Origin of the sequence: Caulobacter sp. S45 (genome assembly GCF_009765965.1) — a bacterium.
Lineage (GTDB): Bacteria > Pseudomonadota > Alphaproteobacteria > Caulobacterales > Caulobacteraceae > CAHJWH01.
Genome location: NZ_LMUL01000010.1, coordinates 324,139 through 339,642, shown reverse-complemented (window position 1 = coordinate 339,642; position 15,504 = coordinate 324,139). Strand labels below are relative to the sequence as shown.

The 15,504-nt window shown below is 67.7% G+C and carries 14 protein-coding genes; 7 read left to right on the top strand and 7 right to left on the bottom strand.

Annotated features, from left to right (window positions below):
- Positions 1-146: 146 nt before the first annotated feature.
- The 5 genes from GSQ87_RS06085 to GSQ87_RS06065 form a co-directional block, all read right to left on the bottom strand.
- Complete coding sequence (locus tag GSQ87_RS06085) at positions 147-1,256, bottom strand: S-(hydroxymethyl)glutathione dehydrogenase/class III alcohol dehydrogenase (RefSeq protein WP_158914284.1); 1,110 nt, start codon at positions 1,254-1,256, stop codon at positions 147-149.
- Positions 1,257-1,340: 84 nt separating this feature from the next.
- Entirely contained in the window at positions 1,341-1,793 is a 453-nt protein-coding gene (locus GSQ87_RS06080; RefSeq protein ID WP_158914282.1) for a DUF3592 domain-containing protein, read from the bottom strand.
- 41 nt (positions 1,794-1,834) lie between these two features.
- Entirely contained in the window at positions 1,835-2,824 is a 990-nt protein-coding gene (locus GSQ87_RS06075; protein WP_158914280.1) for a homoserine O-succinyltransferase, read from the bottom strand.
- 5 nt (positions 2,825-2,829) lie between these two features.
- Positions 2,830-4,131: an O-acetylhomoserine aminocarboxypropyltransferase/cysteine synthase family protein gene (locus tag GSQ87_RS06070; RefSeq protein WP_158914278.1), complete on the bottom strand. Its 1,302-nt coding sequence runs from the start codon at positions 4,129-4,131 to the stop codon at positions 2,830-2,832.
- An 84-nt stretch (positions 4,132-4,215) separates the two neighbouring features.
- Entirely contained in the window at positions 4,216-4,530 is a 315-nt protein-coding gene (locus GSQ87_RS06065) for a hypothetical protein (protein ID WP_158914277.1), read from the bottom strand.
- A gap of 294 nt (positions 4,531-4,824) precedes the next feature.
- On the opposite strand from GSQ87_RS06065, the gene GSQ87_RS06060 reads away from it, so the two are divergent.
- The 5 genes from GSQ87_RS06060 to GSQ87_RS06040 all read left to right on the top strand — a co-directional run bounded on the left by GSQ87_RS06060 (position 4,825) and on the right by GSQ87_RS06040 (position 10,855).
- Complete coding sequence (locus GSQ87_RS06060) at positions 4,825-5,721, top strand: branched-chain amino acid aminotransferase (RefSeq protein WP_158914274.1); 897 nt, start codon at positions 4,825-4,827, stop codon at positions 5,719-5,721.
- A 12-nt stretch (positions 5,722-5,733) separates the two neighbouring features.
- Positions 5,734-6,243: a DUF1697 domain-containing protein gene (locus tag GSQ87_RS06055; protein ID WP_158914272.1), complete on the top strand. Its 510-nt coding sequence runs from the start codon at positions 5,734-5,736 to the stop codon at positions 6,241-6,243.
- A gap of 50 nt (positions 6,244-6,293) precedes the next feature.
- Positions 6,294-6,587, top strand: a complete 294-nt coding sequence (locus tag GSQ87_RS06050) for a DUF1330 domain-containing protein (protein WP_158914270.1) — start codon at positions 6,294-6,296, stop codon at positions 6,585-6,587.
- A gap of 142 nt (positions 6,588-6,729) precedes the next feature.
- The gene (locus tag GSQ87_RS06045) at positions 6,730-9,666 is read left to right on the top strand and encodes a glycosyl hydrolase 115 family protein (protein WP_158914268.1); all 2,937 of its coding nucleotides are present in this window, start codon (positions 6,730-6,732) and stop codon (positions 9,664-9,666) included.
- Positions 9,667-9,820: 154 nt separating this feature from the next.
- Complete coding sequence (locus GSQ87_RS06040) at positions 9,821-10,855, top strand: hypothetical protein (RefSeq protein ID WP_158914266.1); 1,035 nt, start codon at positions 9,821-9,823, stop codon at positions 10,853-10,855.
- A gap of 213 nt (positions 10,856-11,068) precedes the next feature.
- On the opposite strand, the gene GSQ87_RS06035 is transcribed toward GSQ87_RS06040, so the two are convergent.
- Together GSQ87_RS06035 and GSQ87_RS06030 are read right to left on the bottom strand one after the other, a co-directional pair.
- Positions 11,069-12,751: a thiamine pyrophosphate-binding protein gene (locus GSQ87_RS06035; protein WP_254062753.1), complete on the bottom strand. Its 1,683-nt coding sequence runs from the start codon at positions 12,749-12,751 to the stop codon at positions 11,069-11,071.
- 256 nt (positions 12,752-13,007) lie between these two features.
- Positions 13,008-13,877, bottom strand: a complete 870-nt coding sequence (locus GSQ87_RS06030; protein ID WP_158914264.1) for an acyl-CoA acyltransferase — start codon at positions 13,875-13,877, stop codon at positions 13,008-13,010.
- 150 nt (positions 13,878-14,027) lie between these two features.
- Here GSQ87_RS06030 and GSQ87_RS06025 point away from each other — a divergent pair, with 150 nt between their 5' ends.
- Together GSQ87_RS06025 and GSQ87_RS06020 are read left to right on the top strand one after the other, a co-directional pair.
- On the top strand, positions 14,028-14,276 hold the full coding sequence (locus GSQ87_RS06025) for an acyl carrier protein (protein ID WP_158914262.1): 249 nt from the start codon (positions 14,028-14,030) through the stop codon (positions 14,274-14,276).
- A 30-nt stretch (positions 14,277-14,306) separates the two neighbouring features.
- Positions 14,307-15,504, top strand: a 1,198-nt coding sequence (locus tag GSQ87_RS06020; RefSeq protein WP_158914260.1) for an AMP-binding protein, incomplete at its 3' end; no start/stop codon positions are given.

The following is a 15,504-nucleotide window of genomic DNA, read 5'->3' as shown; positions in this document are numbered from 1 at the left end:
GGGGGAGGGTTGGGGTGGGGGTGCATGCGCTACGGAGAACGAATATTCCGATGAGGCGTCGCCGCCTCGACAGCTCATCCCCCACCGGCCTGCACTCACCCCCATCCCCGCCCTTCCCCCTTCGAGGGGGAAGGGATGCGACTAGCTCAGTAGACCACCACGCTTCGGATCGACTTGCCCTCATGCAACAGGTCGAAGCCTTTGTTGATCTCCTCCAGCGTCAGGCGGTGGGTGATCATGGGGTCGATCTCGATCTTGCCGTCCATGTACCAGTCGACGATCTTGGGCGTGTCGGTGCGCCCGCGCGCGCCGCCGAAGGCCGAGCCCTTCCAGACCCGCCCGGTGACCAGCTGGAACGGACGCGTGGCGATCTCCTTGCCGGCCTCCGCCACCCCGATCACCACCGAGACGCCCCAGCCGCGATGGCAGGCCTCGAGCGCTTGCCGCATCACCGTAGTGTTTCCGGTGCAGTCGAAGGTGTAGTCGGCGCCGCCGTCGGTCAGCGCCACCAGATGGGCGACGATATCGCCGTCGATCTCCTTGGGGTTGACGAAGTCGGTCATGCCGAACTTGCGGCCCCACTCGGCCTTGTCGTTATTGATGTCGACGCCGACGATCCTGTTGGCGCCGACCAGCCGCGCGCCCTGGATCACGTTCAGCCCGATGCCGCCCAGCCCGAACACCACCACGTTGGAGCCCGGCTCGACCTTGGCGGTGTTGACCACCGCCCCCACACCTGTGGTGACGCCGCAACCGATGTAGCAGCTCGTGTCGAACGGCGCGTCGGGGCGGATCTTGGCCAGCGCGATCTCGGGCAGGACGGTGAAGTTCGAGAAGGTCGAGCACCCCATGTAGTGGAAGATCGGCTGACCCTTGTAGCTGAAGCGCGTGGCGCCGTCGGGCATCAGCCCCTTGCCCTGGGTGGCGCGGATGGCGGTGCACAGGTTGGTCTTGCGCGACAGGCAGCTTTTGCACTGGCGGCATTCGGGCGTGTAGAGCGGGATGACGTGGTCGCCCACCGCCACGCTGGTCACGCCGGCGCCGACCTCGCGCACGATCCCCGCGCCCTCGTGGCCGAGGATCGAGGGGAACAGGCCCTCGCTGTCCAGCCCGTCGAGCGTATAGGCGTCGGTGTGGCAGATGCCGGTGGCCTTGATCTCCACCAGGACCTCGCCGGCCTTGGGGCCTTCCAGGTCCAGCTCCACGATCTCCAGCGGCTTCTTGGCCTCGAAGGCGACGGCGGCGCGGGTCTTCATGCTGGGCTTTCCTGCTTGGCGTCCGATCCGGCCGGGCGTGGCGCAGGGTTTAGAGCATCCTTGGTCGAAGCGGAACTGGACGGATCAGCGAGCCCGCGTCCGCCACGCATGTCTCAACAACGCCGCGCCAACGGCCATGAAGATAACGCCCAGCGCGGCGACGATGATTGTGGGCCCCCAGATGGCGCCCGGCTGATCGACGACGGGTCCCTCGTTGGGACGGGCCGGGTCGTAGCGTACTCGCACCCCCTGGCCCGGATGCAGCCAGACCTCGCCGTTCTGGGAATAGGTTACAATGCCGCCCTGGCGCGGCGCGAACCGGACCTCGCCGTGAGCCGGCCCGAAGTCCAGCTTCACCACCTCGCCCGACACTACCTCCGACCGTTGGATGAAGCGTTGCGCGTGGTTCCCGATCGTGACCGCAACGCCCACCAGCCACAGTCCGGCGATCACCACGACCACGCCCCTGAACCGTCGCAGCACGGAGGGTGAGCGGAGGCGCGGGCGGAGCGTCGGTGTGGCTGTCTTCGTAGGCATGCTCGTCCCTAAGCCCGAAGGGGCGCTGGGGCAAAACCGATCTAACGAACCGCGACCGCTTCGCCGACCTGCTGCATGTTCAATCCGGCGCGGCCCGGCCGTTCGACCAGTCCGTCGATCCAGTTGGCGTAGAAGCGCACCCAGGCCGGCCGCCATCCCGCCTCCCCCTTGGGCGTGGCGAGCACCGGGGCGTAGGCCTCGAACCGCTCGGGATGCGGATGCGCCTCGGTTCCAGGCGCAAGTTCGGCCAGGACGGCCTCGACGGCGGGGCTGAAGGCGTTGCGGGGCGGCGCGGGAAGAGTCGTGCGTTCGCCGTTCAGGAACCGCTTCAGGTCACGGCGGTATTCCAGGCGAAGCGCATCGGCGTCGTATTCGGGATGGCCTTGCAGGAAGACGAACCGGCTGTCGCTCTCGCGCACGAAGGCGTCCACGCCCGCCTCCGGCGAGGCGGTCAGCAGGCAGTATCCAGCCGCGGTCAAGTCCTCGGCCTCCAGGGCGTTGGTGCGCGAATGGGGGGTCGACACCGTCTCGCCCATCCCCTCGGTCAACGGATGGACGCAGGTGCGCGCGAACGCGAACACGCCGCTGCACTTTCCAGGCAGGGGACGCCGCTCGATCCCGTCCAAGCGCAGCACCGCCGCGTGGGCGGCCAGACACGACCAGATGGCGGAGTGTGTATTGCGTCCCGCCCAGTCGACCAGTCGGCACATCGCATCCCAGTGCGCCTCGTCCTGCAGCCGCGCGGCCAGGGGCTCGCTGCCGGTGACGATCAAGGCGTCCAGGCCCTCGGTGGGCGGCGCGTCGAGGCTCGCATAGCCGCCCCGCTCGAGCAGGCGCGCGGCCACGTCGGTGCGCGAGACCTCGGCCATGTGGAACAGGCGCAGATGCACCGGCCGCTCTCCGGCGGCCTCCACGATCAGGCTGCGGAACTGACGCTCGGTGGCCTGGAGCGCGGCGTCGGGCATGTTGTTGACCAGCCCGATCTCCAGCGGGCGCGCCGTCGCTTCATCGAGCGGGAAGGCGCGGGTCATGATCGTCATTCCGCCGCGACCGCGGACGCCGCGACGGCGGTGGCCGCCAGCGCCTGGTCCAGGTCGGCCAGGATGTCGTCGATGTGCTCGATGCCGATACTGAGGCGGATGGTCTCCGGCCGCACCCCGGCCTTGAGCTGCACGTCCGGCGGCATCTGGCGGTGGGTGGTGGACGCCGGGTGGCAGGCCAGCGACTTGACGTCGCCGATATTGACCACCCGCTTGATCAGGTTCAGCCGGTCGTAGAACAGCTTGCCGGCCTCCATCCCGCCCTTGACCCCGAAGGTCATCAGCGAGGTGGCGCGCCCGCCCAGGTACTTCTGGGCCAGGGCGTAGTGGGGGCTGTCGGCGTGGCCGGCGTAGTTGATCCATTCGACCAGCGGATGGGCGCGCAGGAAGTCGGCCACCTTGCGCCCGTTCTCTACGTGCCGCTCGACCCTGAGCGCCACCGTCTCGATGCCCTGGATCAGCAGGAAGGCGCTCATCGGCGCCAGCACCGCGCCCATGGTGCGCTGGAACACGCTGCGGCAGCGGGCGATATAGGCGCGCTCGCCGAAATGCTCGCGATAGACCAGGCCGTGATAGGACTCGTCGGGCAGGTTGAACTGGGGGAAGCGCTCGGCCTGCTCGCCCCAGGGGAAACGGCCGCCGTCGACGATGATTCCGCCAAGCGTGGTGCCGTGCCCGCCCATGAACTTGGTCAGCGAGTGGACCACCACATCGGCCCCATGTTCGATCGGGCGCAGCAGCACCGGCGAGGCCACCGTGTTGTCGACGATCAGGGGCACGCCGTTCCTGTGCGCCACCTCGGCCAGGGCGCCGATGTCGCAGATATTGCCGGCGGGGTTGCCCACGGTCTCGCTGAACACCGCGCGGGTGTTCCTGTCGATCAGCTTCTCGATGGCTTCCGGCGAGGCGTCCTCGGCGAAGCGCACCTCGATCCCCTGGCGCGGCAGCACATAGGCGAACAGGGTGTGGGTGGTGCCGTAGAGCTGAGGCGTGGAGACGATGTTGCCGCCGTGGTCGGCGACGCAGCTCACCGCATAGTAGAGCGCCGCCTGCCCACTGCCGGTCGCCAGCGCGCCAACCCCGCCCTCCATCGCCGCCACGCGCTTTTCCAGCACGTCGACGGTGGGGTTGGAGATGCGGCTGTAGCGGAAACCCTCGACCTCCAGGTCGAACAAGGCGGCGGCGTGATCGGCGCTCTCGAAGGCGTAGGCGGCGGTCTGGTGGATCGGCACCGCCAGGGCTCGGGTGGCCGGATCGGCGTCGAAGCCGCTGTGGATCGCCTGGGTTTCAAGTCGCATGACGCAGGCCCTCGCATCGGCGCGGTGGATCGAAACGGTTCAGGTCGCGAGATCGCGGCGCCCCATAATGGGCCGGAAACGTGTTCATCGTATCAACATGTGCTCGATCTGCACCGAGCGAACCCCGACCGCCTTGCACAGGCGCGAGACCAGCCGGTCGGCCGCGTCCATGCTCAGGTCGGCCGCACGCAGCACCGCCTCGTAGGCCCCGCCGGACAAGGGGTTGAGGGTGAAGGCCTCGATCCGTCCGGTCTCGCCGCAGAACTCTTCGGCCACCGCCGCCAGGCAGGCCTGGGGATCGCTCAGGCCGATGACGATCTTGTGCACCACCGTGCGTCCGGCCAGCCAGCCGTCCTCGGATGGGATCGTGGGGGTCTTGCGGTTCAGGAGCATCGTCATGTTCGACCTCTTCGCGGGGCCTCACAGCAAGGGCCGTACCACCTGGGGGTGAGAGGCCTGTACGTGCCTCCCTCCCCCTCGATGGGGGAGGGTCGGGGTGGGGGTGCAGGCGCTGCGTGTTTCGGAGAGCCCGATGAGGCCATCCCGCCTCCAGCGCCCACCCGAACACGTCCTGCATTCATCCCCAACCCCGCCCTTCCCCCATCGAGGGGGAAGGGAGAAGCAACCATCCCCGATCTTGCACATGGCCCCGCAACCACGCATCCATACGCCGCCGAACACGAGGGAACGCCCATGGCCGCCCAGGTCCCCACCCGCACGCCGCACTCGCTGACCTGGACCTTCTTCGAGGGCGAGTGGGTGGAGGGCAATGTCGCCATCATGGGCCCACGCACCCATGCCGCCTGGATGGCGTCGACCGTGTTCGACGGCGCGCGCCGGTTCGAGGGCGTGACCCCGGACCTGGACCAGCACCTGGCGCGGGTGAACCTGTCGGCCGAAAAATTCCTGCTCAAGCCGGTGGTGTCGCTCGACGCCTGGCACGACCTGACCCGCGAGGGCATGGCCAAGTTCGACGCCAAGGATGCGCTCTATATCCGCCCGATGTACTGGGCCGAGACCGGCATGGTCGGCGGCGGGGTGATGTTCGATCCGGAGTCCACCCGCTGGTGCCTGTGCATCCACGAGTCGGCCATGCCCGGCGAGGGCGGCGGCATGGCCATCACCCTGTCCCCCTATCGCCGCCCGACCGCGGAGTGCGCGCCGGTGGAGGCCAAGGCGGGGTGCCTGTATCCCAACAACGCCATGGCCCTGACCGAGGCCGCGCGGCGGGGCTTCGACAACTGCCTGCTGCGCGACATGCTGGGCAATGTCGCCGAGCTCGGCAACGCCAACGTCTTCCTGGCCAAGGACGGGGTGGTCAAGACCCCCGCGCCCAACGGCACGTTCCTCAACGGCGTCACCCGGCGGCGCACCATCGCCCTGCTGCGCGAGGCCGGGGTTCAGGTCGAGGAAACGCGGCTGACCTATGCCGACTTCGAGGCCGCCGACGAGATCTTCTCCGCCGGGAACTTCGCCAAGGTGCGCGCCATCACCCGCATCGACGACCGCCAGCTCCAGCCCGGCCCGTTCTACACCCAGGCCCGCCGGCTCTACTGGGACTACGCCCACAGCGGCGGCGGCGCCCGTTAAAGGCGACCGCTCATGACCGGCTATGTCGCCCTGCTGCGCGCGGTGAACGTCGGGGGCACGGGCAAGCTGCCCATGGCCGAGTTGCGCGCCATGTGCGAGACGCTGGGCTTCAAGAAGGTGCGCACCTACATCGCCAGCGGCAACGTGGTGTTCGACAGCCCCCTGAGCGAGTCCGAGGTCAAGGCCGCGCTGGAACAGGCGCTGGAGCGCTACGCCGGCAAACCGGTGGGCGTGTTGGTGCGCACGGAGGCGGAGATGGCGGCGGTGCTGGCGGCCAATCCATTCGCCGGGGCCGCGTCCAACCGCACCGTGGCGATCTTCCTCGACGCCCCGCCGCCCGCTGACACCCTGGACGGCGTGACGGGCCGCGACACCGAAGAGATCGGGCTGGGCCTGCGTGAGGTCTATGTCCACTATCCCGACGGCCAGGGGGACTCCAAGCTGAAGATCCCCGCCGCCAAGGGCGGCACCGCGCGCAACATGAACACCGTGGCGAAACTCGCCGCGTGGGCGCAAGACTGAGCCCGCGCGCCCCGCCGGCGCACCCCGCATCCATCCGACCGGAGCCCCCGATGTCCGCCTATGTGATCATGATCCGCGAGCGCATGACCGACGCCGAAGCCTTCGCCACCTACGGCCAAATGGCCCGCGAGGCGCGCGGCGAGCACCCACCCAAGCCCCTGGCCTTCTACGGCCCGCACGAGGCGCTTGAGGGCCCCGAACCCGACGGCGTCGTGGTGCTGGAGTTCCCGACCCTGGCCGCCGCCAAGGCCTGGTACGAAAGCCCCGCCTACCAGGCGGCGAAGGCGTACCGCCTCAAGGGCGCGGAGTACCGGGTGATCTTGGTGGAGGGGGTGGAGGGTTAGGGCGAAGTCCAAATGACGCCCCCTTAAAGGCCGGGATCAAACAGCTAAGGCGTAATTTCGGGTCTCAGATTCGAAAACATAGGCTCTTCGCATCATGCAATTTAGCGCTACCATGATGGTGCGCGCGGATCGGAGAGAGAGTGTGTTCAAGCTGATCGTTCGCTTGGCGGCATGCTTCGGGTGGATCGCGCTTCTCGGCGGCGTCGCCGTCGCCAAACCGTCCGAGGTCACTCTGTATGACGGCGGGGTCGTGGCGAGCGTGGTCTACGACACCGCAAGCGGCACGCCGGTGAGGAAGGCGGCCGAACTCCTCTCGCACGACCTCTCGCAACTCACTGGGCATGCGCCCTTCGTCGCGCCCGATCTTAAGGTCGCCAAAGGCGCCGGGGTTATCGTCGGCCTAGCCTCATCACCCTCGATCGCGGCGCTACTCAAGAAGAACAAGATTTCCACGGCGGCGATAGACGGCAAGTGGGAGACCTACGGTCGTGCGGTGATCCCGGCGCCTTGGGACCCCACCGCCAAGGCGATCCTGATCTTCGGCTCCGACGCGCGCGGCGCCGTCTGGGGCGTCGTCGATTTGACGCGCGAGATGGGGGTTTCCGCCTGGGAATGGTGGGCCGACGTCAAGATCCGCAAGGTCGACCACATCGCCATCCCGGCCGAGCTGCGCTATTCGAAGGAGCCGTCGGTGAAGTATCGCGGCTTCTTCATCAACGCCAGCAATCTGCGGGTCTGGGCCGCCAAGACCTACGACAAGAGCGAAGGCGGCATCGGTCCCAAGACCTATGAGCGCGTCTTCGAGCTAATGTGGCGGCTCAAGTCCAACATGTTGTGGCCAGGGATGAACGGGAGCGATCCGCCGTTCAACGTCCACAAGGAAAACTACGATCTGGCCAAGGACTACGCTATCGTGCGGGGCACTTCCCACGTCGAGATGCTGTTGCGAAATAACGCGGCCGAATGGGACCCAAAGACGATGGGGCCTTATAATTGGGTGAAAAACAAAAATCACCTGAAAAACTACTGGCACGGCGCTGTCGAAAAATGGGGCGCATACGACAACCTTTACACGATCGGCATGCGTGGCGCCGATGATTTTCCGATGGAAGGCGCCGACACAGCCGAGAAAATGGGCGACATACTGCACGACGTCGTCTCAGAGCAGCGGAAAATCCTGAGCGAGACGCTGAAGAAGCCTGCGGATCAGATCCCGCAAGTGTTCACGCCGTACAAGGAAATCACGGCAGCATACAATACCGGCCGTATAAATCTGCCAAAGGACGTGACGATCGTCTGGCCGGACGACAACTATGGCTACCTGTTGCAGCTCAGCGACGCCAAGGAGCGCCAGAACCCCGGTGGCTCCGGCGTCTATTACCACGCGACCTTCTGGGGTGCTCCCGGCAACTATCTGTTTCTGGCGTCAACCGATCCGTCCCTGATGTGGGAGGAGATGAGCCGCTCCTACCATTTTGACGCACGGAACATCTGGATGCTGAACGTCGGCAACATCAAGCCGTGCGAATACCTCACCGATTTCTTCCTGGCCATGGCTTTCGACATGGACGCGTTCGCGAAACCGGGTTCGGCCCGGGCCTATCTCCAGAACTGGTCGGCGCAGAACTTCGGCAAGGCTCACGGTGACGAAATCGCCGATGTGATGTGGCGGTATTACAAGCTCGCCTTCAATCGAAACCCGGAGTTCATGGCGTTCAGCACCACTTTCCCGGAAACCGCGGTGCAGCAGACGCGCTACAACATCACCGACTTCGGCGACGAGAACGCGCGTCGGGCCGATGCCTACAAGACAATCATGGCGGAATCGAAGAGCCTGATGGCGTCGATGCCGGAAGACCGCAAATCGGCTTTCTACGAGCTTGTCGACTACACGGTGAACACCGGCGGCAATATGAGCTTGAAGCAGCTCGCCATGGACAAATCCATCGCCTACGGCCTGCAACGCCGCGCCAGCGCCAACGTCTATGCCGAGGAGGTCGAAAAGGCGCACCAGCAGATCGCCGAGAACGTCCGCCGCTATAATCAGGACAACGCGGACGGCAAGTGGAACGGCATCGCTACGGACTATCCGCAGACCCTTCCGAACTATCTGCCGATGGCGATACCGTCCTGGAAGATGCCGACCGACTGGAGCCGTTGCGGCGTGCAGGTCGATGGCGGCGGTTATTTCGACGACAAGGGTTGGTGGTATCCGACCCTGCCGACCTTCAACCGCGAGCTCGGAAATCGCAGCTACTACATGGACATCTTCACCGAGCAGCCGGTGAGTGCGGATTGGAGCGTCACGCCGAACGCGCCCTGGATCAGGACCGACAAGCGGGCCGGCCATTTCTCCCCGGCGACGAAGCAGTTCGAGCAGCGCCTGCATGTATCGGTCGACTGGTCGAAGGCGCCTCAAGGACAGAGCGAAGGGTTGATCAACGTCAGCTGCAGCGCTGGCCAGAAGCCGATCGAGGTCCATGTCCGCCTCGCGCCGCCGCTCGCGGACAAGGCGGCTTCCTTTATCGACGCCCAGGGCGTGGTCTCGATGTACGCCGCCCATGCCGATGCGCTGACGGGGGCGTGGAGGGTGTTGGACGGCGTCGGCCATACCGGCGCCGACGTCCAGGCCAGCCTCGACATGGCGCCGGTGGACCCGGACGACGCGGCGGCTCTGGCCAAGGCGCCGAGGCTGCTCTACCGCTTCGCCACCCTGCCGCCCGACCACGACTACAGCTTCCCTAACTACGTGACCGACGAGACCGCCACCGTGAAGGCGATCGGGCTGCCGGTCTTCCCGACGACCAAAAACGGCAGACTTCGCATTGCGGTGTCGCTCGACCGGGGCAGGCCGCAGGTGCTCGACTTCAACGTGGTCTACTACGGCGCCAAGTGGCGGCAGAACGTGCTCGACAACGCCGCGGCGGTCGAGCTCCGCGACGTGCCGCTCAAACCCGGGAGCCACACCCTTGAGGTCTATGCGCTAGATCCCGGCGTGACTTTGGACCGCTTCGAGATAAGGTTCGCAGGCGCTGCGCAGGCTTACGATGCGGCGCCGGAAACACAGGTCGCGCACTAGCCCAAATGGGCGAGATCGGAGCGGTCTTCCCACGTTGGTCGGGAAGTGGGCGTATCGATCTGCGCAAATGTCGCCTCTCCAGAAGTGCGCTGATGTCCAGAATAGCGCAAAGCTGCCGGATAGAGTTGAAACGCCCTCCCCGGATCGGACCTCTATGCGCGCCCCATCCACTGCCCTCACCGCCACCCTCCTCGCCGCCCTCGCCATCGCTCTCCCCGCGCACGCGCAGGAGGATTGGGGCCGTGAGAAGAGCGCACTGACGGCCGGGTCTCAGTATGCGGCCTCCAAGGCCATGTGCCGGGCGGTCGAGGGCGTGGAGATACCGGCGCGGGACCGGCCGTCGGCCAGGGTGGCGGCGGGGTTGAAGGGCTGCGATTCCGAGGCGCTCTATTATGGCGAGCACGGTCCCGCCGATCCGGTGAAGGCCCGACTGTGCGCCGCCGCGGAGAGCGACGGGGGCGAGGTCGACAGCGCCACGGCGGGTCCGCAGGGCGGCGCGGTGTTCTCCGGACGCGCGATCCTGATGATGATCTACGCCAACGGGCTGGGCGTGCCGCGTAACCTGGACCTCGCCACTCACCTCGCCTGCAACCTCGACGGGGCGCCGGCCGAGAGCGACGGGCGGGTGCATCATCTGGCCCAGTTGAAGGCTAAGGGACCGGGCAAGAGGCGCTTCGACTATTGCGACGACATCACCAGCGGCATGGGCGAGGGCTTCTGCGCCGCGCGCGACGCCGTACTGACCGACGCCAAGCGCAAGGCCGCGCTCGACGGGCTGGCCATCGCGCCCGGCGCGCGCACGGCCTACGCCGCGCTGCGCACCGCCGCCGACGCCTATGCCACCCAGCATGGCGACGGGGAAGTCGACCTGTCCGGCACCGCGCGCGACGCCATCGCCACCGAGGAGGAACAGGAGACCAAGAAGGCCTTCACCTCTCAGCTCCAGGCCGTGCTCGCCGGCCGCGTCCCACCCGCCTCGCCCGCCCAGGCGAGCGCCGCCGACGCCGCGCTGAACGCCGCCTACCGCAAGCTCCAGGCCCGTGGGGACAAGGTGCAGAAGTTCGGCACGGTGACGTTCAAGGACGTGCGCGACGCCCAGCGGGCCGGCTTCACTATCGCGACGCCTTCCTGGCCTTCGCCCGCGCCCAGGCGCCGGGGCGGCCGGCGGACGGGCTGGCGGTGGCGCTGATCAAGGCGCGGACGGCGATTTTGCAGGGGCTGATCGCGGACGGCTAGGGCCGTGGGTTGCGGATAGGGCCTGCGTGCTTCGAGACGCGGCTCACGCCGCTCCTCAGCATGACGAGAGTTGGTGGGATGCTCCAACTTCCGCCACCGCCTTCATCCCCAACCTTCGTCATGCTGAGGAGCGGCGTGAGCCGCGTCTCGAAGCACGCCCCACTCCTTACCGCCCCGCCAGCGCCCGCTCGCGTATCTGGCTCAGGGTGGAGCCGGGCGTCATCACCTCGGGGTCGATCTTCAGGTGCAGGATGGCCGGCAGACCCGACGCCTCGGCCGCGCAGAAGGCGTCCGCGAAGTCCTCGGTTCGCTCCACCGTCGCGCCATAGCCCCCGAAGGCGCGGGCGTAGGCGGCGAAGTCGGGGTTGACCAGGTCGGTGGCCGAGACACGGCCGGGAAACGCCATCTCCTGGTTCATCCGGATCGAGCCATAGCTGGCGTTGTCCACCACCAGGGTCACGAACGGCAGCTTGTACTGGACGGCGGTGGCGAACTCCTGGCCGTTCATCAGGAAGTCCCCGTCGCCGGCCACGCACAGCACCGGCCGCTCGGGATACAGCCGCTTCATCGCCACCGCCGCCGGCACGCCATAGCCCATCGAGGCCACCGCCGGGGCCATGTGGGTCCCCAGCCGCCGGAAGCGGTAGAAGCGGTGGATCCAGGCCGCGTACGCGCCCGCGCCGTTGCACAGCATGGTCTCGGGCGGCAGGTGGCCGCGCAGCCAGACCATCACCTCGCCGAAGTTCAGCGCGCCCGGCTGGGGCGTCGCTGCGTCGGACCAGTCCAGGTAGTCGCGATGAGCGGCCTCCGCCTCCGCCGGACCCCGCGCGATACGAGGCGTCAGGGCGGCGAGCGCGGGGGCGAAGCGGCGCGGGCTGGCGTGGATGGCCAGGTGCGGCTGGTAGACCCGCCCGATCTCCTCGGCGCCGGGATGGATGTGAACCAACTTCACCTTGGGCGCGGGGATGTCGAGCAGGCTGTAGCCCTGCGACGCCACCTCGCCCAGCCGCCCGCCGGCCAGGATCAGCAGGTCCGCCGCCTTGACCCGCGCGATCAGTTTCGGATTGGCGCCCAGCCCCAGGTCGCCGCCGTAGCAGCGGTGATCGGGATCGAACAGCGAGCCGCGCCGATAGCTGGTCAGCGTCGGCAGCTCGAACCGCTCGGCGAATCGGTGGATGGCGGCGTAGGACGCCTCGTCCCAGCGCGACCCGCCGACGATCAGCAGCGGACGCTCGGCCGCCTCGATCAGGTCCTGAAGTTGCGCCAGTTCGTCCGCGCCCGGCGCGGTCTCCAGCGGCGAGACCGGCTGCAGGACGTTGGGCTCGGTCGGGTCGTCCAGCATGTCGCGCGGCAGGGCCAGCACCACCGGCCCCTGGCGTCCGGCCGAGGCGGTGTGGAAGGCGCGGCTGACATATTCCGCCATCCGCTCGCCCCGGTCGATCTGGCCCGCCCACTTGGACATGGAGCCGAACACGGCGCTGAAATCCATCTCCTGCCAGGCTTCGCGATCGCGCATGCGCCGGTCCACCTGGCCGGCGAACAGGATCATCGGCGTGCAGTCCTGGTGGGCGATATAGACGCCGGCCGAGGCGTTGGTGGCCCCCGGCCCGCGCGTGACAAAGCAGACTCCCGGACGCCCGGTGGCGCGCCCGACCGCCTCCGCCATCATCGCCGCCCCGCCCTCCTGGCGACAGACGGTGACCTGAATCTGCGGCGTGTCGTACAGAGCATCGAGCACCGGCAGGTAGCTCTCGCCCGGCACGCAGAACACATGCTCCACGCCGTGCAGCACCAGCTGGTCCACCAGCGCCTGGGCGGCGCTCCGCTGTCCCATGTTCGAACCGTGCATGGGCTCAGCCCCTCCGCCTTGGACGATCGAGATCGGTGTCGCCGATGAGAGCAGTTCCACCCTATCGGATGCAGCCCTTTGTCCGCTCATCCCGGCGAATGCCGGGACCCAGATCGTAGGTCGCTACGCCGAAGGATAAGCCGCCTGCCCTTGTAAGAGCCTTAAGCAAATGGCCGCCCAGCCCTAGGATCTGGGTCCCGGCATTCGCCGGGATGAGCGGTTGGAAGGCAGGCGCGCACTCAAGAATAAGCGGAGATCACACCCCCAGCACCACCGCCTCGGTATAGGCCAGGTCGTTCAGGCGCGGACGATCCGGCCCGCGATAGAACTTCGGCGCCCGGTCCTGCACGAAGCGGCCGACCAGCCCCTTCACCTTGCCCTCGGCGTCGAGCACCGCGAACGGCATGCCGTGCACCAGCAGGCGCCGTCCCAACGGCCCGGCGAAGCGGACGAAATCGGCGGTGTCGCGGCAATAGGCGAGCTGGACGTAGGACAGGTGCAGCCGTTTGATCCGCCGTTTGAAGAACACGAACGGGACCAGCCCATCGGCCGTCTCGCACACGAGGCACACACAGCCCCGCGCCGCGTGGTAGGCCATCAGCGCAGCTTCCTGCGGATCGCCCAGCCCCGTCGCCATCGCGTCGGTATAGGGCGACACCCTCACACCGGTCGGCCCGAAGTTGAGCGCCGGCAGACAGACCACCTGTCCCTCGCTGTAACGCACATAGCCCTGGTGTTTCAGAATGGGCCAGGTGTGGACGACGGCCGAGACGTTCATCACCGTCACGTCCTTGTACTTGAAGATCTGCGAGATCATCGGCGAGCCCTGCCCGCGGAAGCCCGGCTCCACGTACCAGCTCGACACGTTGCAGCGCACCTTGCGCACGCCGCCCCGCTCGAAGGCGGTGAATATGGTCAGGATCACGCCCACGATCCGGCCGCCGCTTTCCAGCGCAAACCCATAGCGGGGATAGCCTTCCGGCGACTCCCGATCGCGCATGTGCGCCAACCCGTCGAGCCAGTAGTCGTACGACCAGCACGAGAAGGCCGTGTGCAACAGGGCGGCCAGGGCGGCGAAATCCGCCTCCACGATCTGGCGGCATCTCAGTTGCGGAATCTTTTCCATTTTCGCGCACCAATATGGACACAGCCTGGGTCCTTGGCCGAGCCCTATGCAACTTTCGGGCACAGGCTTTGCAAAAGAGATCGCTACGGGCTGCGAGCCTCTGCGGCCAAAGTGCGCAGGTCGGATCGCGACGCAACGGGAGACGGATACATGGACACACGTGCAATCATCGTGCGCGAGATCGAACTGGTCGCCACCGAGCAGAAGCGCACCCTGGCTCCGCTGACCGACGAGCTGGTGCTGCTGGATTGCGGGCTGGACTCGCTGTCCTTCGCCATCCTGGTGGCGCGCCTGGAGGACGCCATGGGCTTCGACCCCTTCGCCGCGGACGAGGACTTCGCCTTCCCGGTCACGCTGGGCGACTTCGTGACCTTCTACGACCGCGCGCCGGTCGCCTGAGCTTCATCATCCCCAGCTACATATAAGATCATGTCGCTCCGCCAGCGCATCGGCCCCGGGCATCCCGGCCGGATCAGCGATCCGCACGACAGCTTCGCCATCGCCGCCCTGGCCGGCGCCTCGTGCGCCCCGGACGCGGACCTGGCGGGCCGGTCGGTGCTGGTGCGCACCCATAGCCAGCTTTCCGCCGTGCTGGCGCTGATCGAGTTGGACGGGACGGCGCGGCGGCTGACCATCTGCCCGCCGGACCTGGACCCCGCCCACCTGCCGGCCATCTGCGCCGACGCGGAGATCGACGCCATCCTCCACGACGGCGACGTCCCCGACACCCTGCCCTCAAGCGTCGTCCGCATCGCCATGGACCGCCCACGCGCCGTGCCGATCCGGGACGGGGACCGGCCGACCGAGTGGGTGATGTTCACCTCCGGCACCACCGGCCGCCCCAAGATGGTCGCCCACAACCTGGCCGCCCTCACCGGCGCGATCCCGGCCCAGGCGGCCGGCGGCGAATCGGTGGTCTGGTCCAGCTTCTACGACATCCGCCGCTATGGCGGCCTGCAGATGCTCCTGCGCGCCCTGCTGGGCGAGGCCAGCATGGTGCTGTCCGACGCCCAGGAGCCCATCGCCGACTTCCTAGCCCGCGCCGCGCGCGCCGGCGTGACCAACATCTCCGGCACGCCCTCCCACTGGCGCCGCGCCCTGATGAGCCCGGCGCTGGGCCAGCTGAGACCGCGCTATGTGCGCCTGTCGGGCGAGATCGCCGACCAGGGGGTGCTGGACAGCCTGGCGGCCGCCTTCCCCGGCGTCCCCGTCGGCCACGCCTACGCCTCCACCGAGGCCGGGGTCGGCTTCGATGTGAGCGACGGGCTGGCCGGCTTCCCCGCCGCCTATCTGGATCGCGACGGCGAGGTGCGGATGAAGGTCGAGGACGGTTCGCTGCGCATCCGCTCCACCCGCGCCGCCAGCGGCTACATCGGCGCCGCCCCGCGCGCCCTGACCGACGCGGACGGCTTTGTCGACACCCAGGACATGGTCGAGCAACGCGGCGAGCGCCTCTATTTCACCGGCCGGCGCGAGGGGATCATCAATGTCGGCGGCCTGAAGGTGCATCCCGAGGAGGTCGAGGCGGTGATCAACCGCCAGCCCGGCGTGCGCATGAGCCGGGTCTTCCCCCGCCGCAGCCCCATCGCCGGCGCCCTGGTCGCCGCCGAGGTCGCGCCCACCTCGC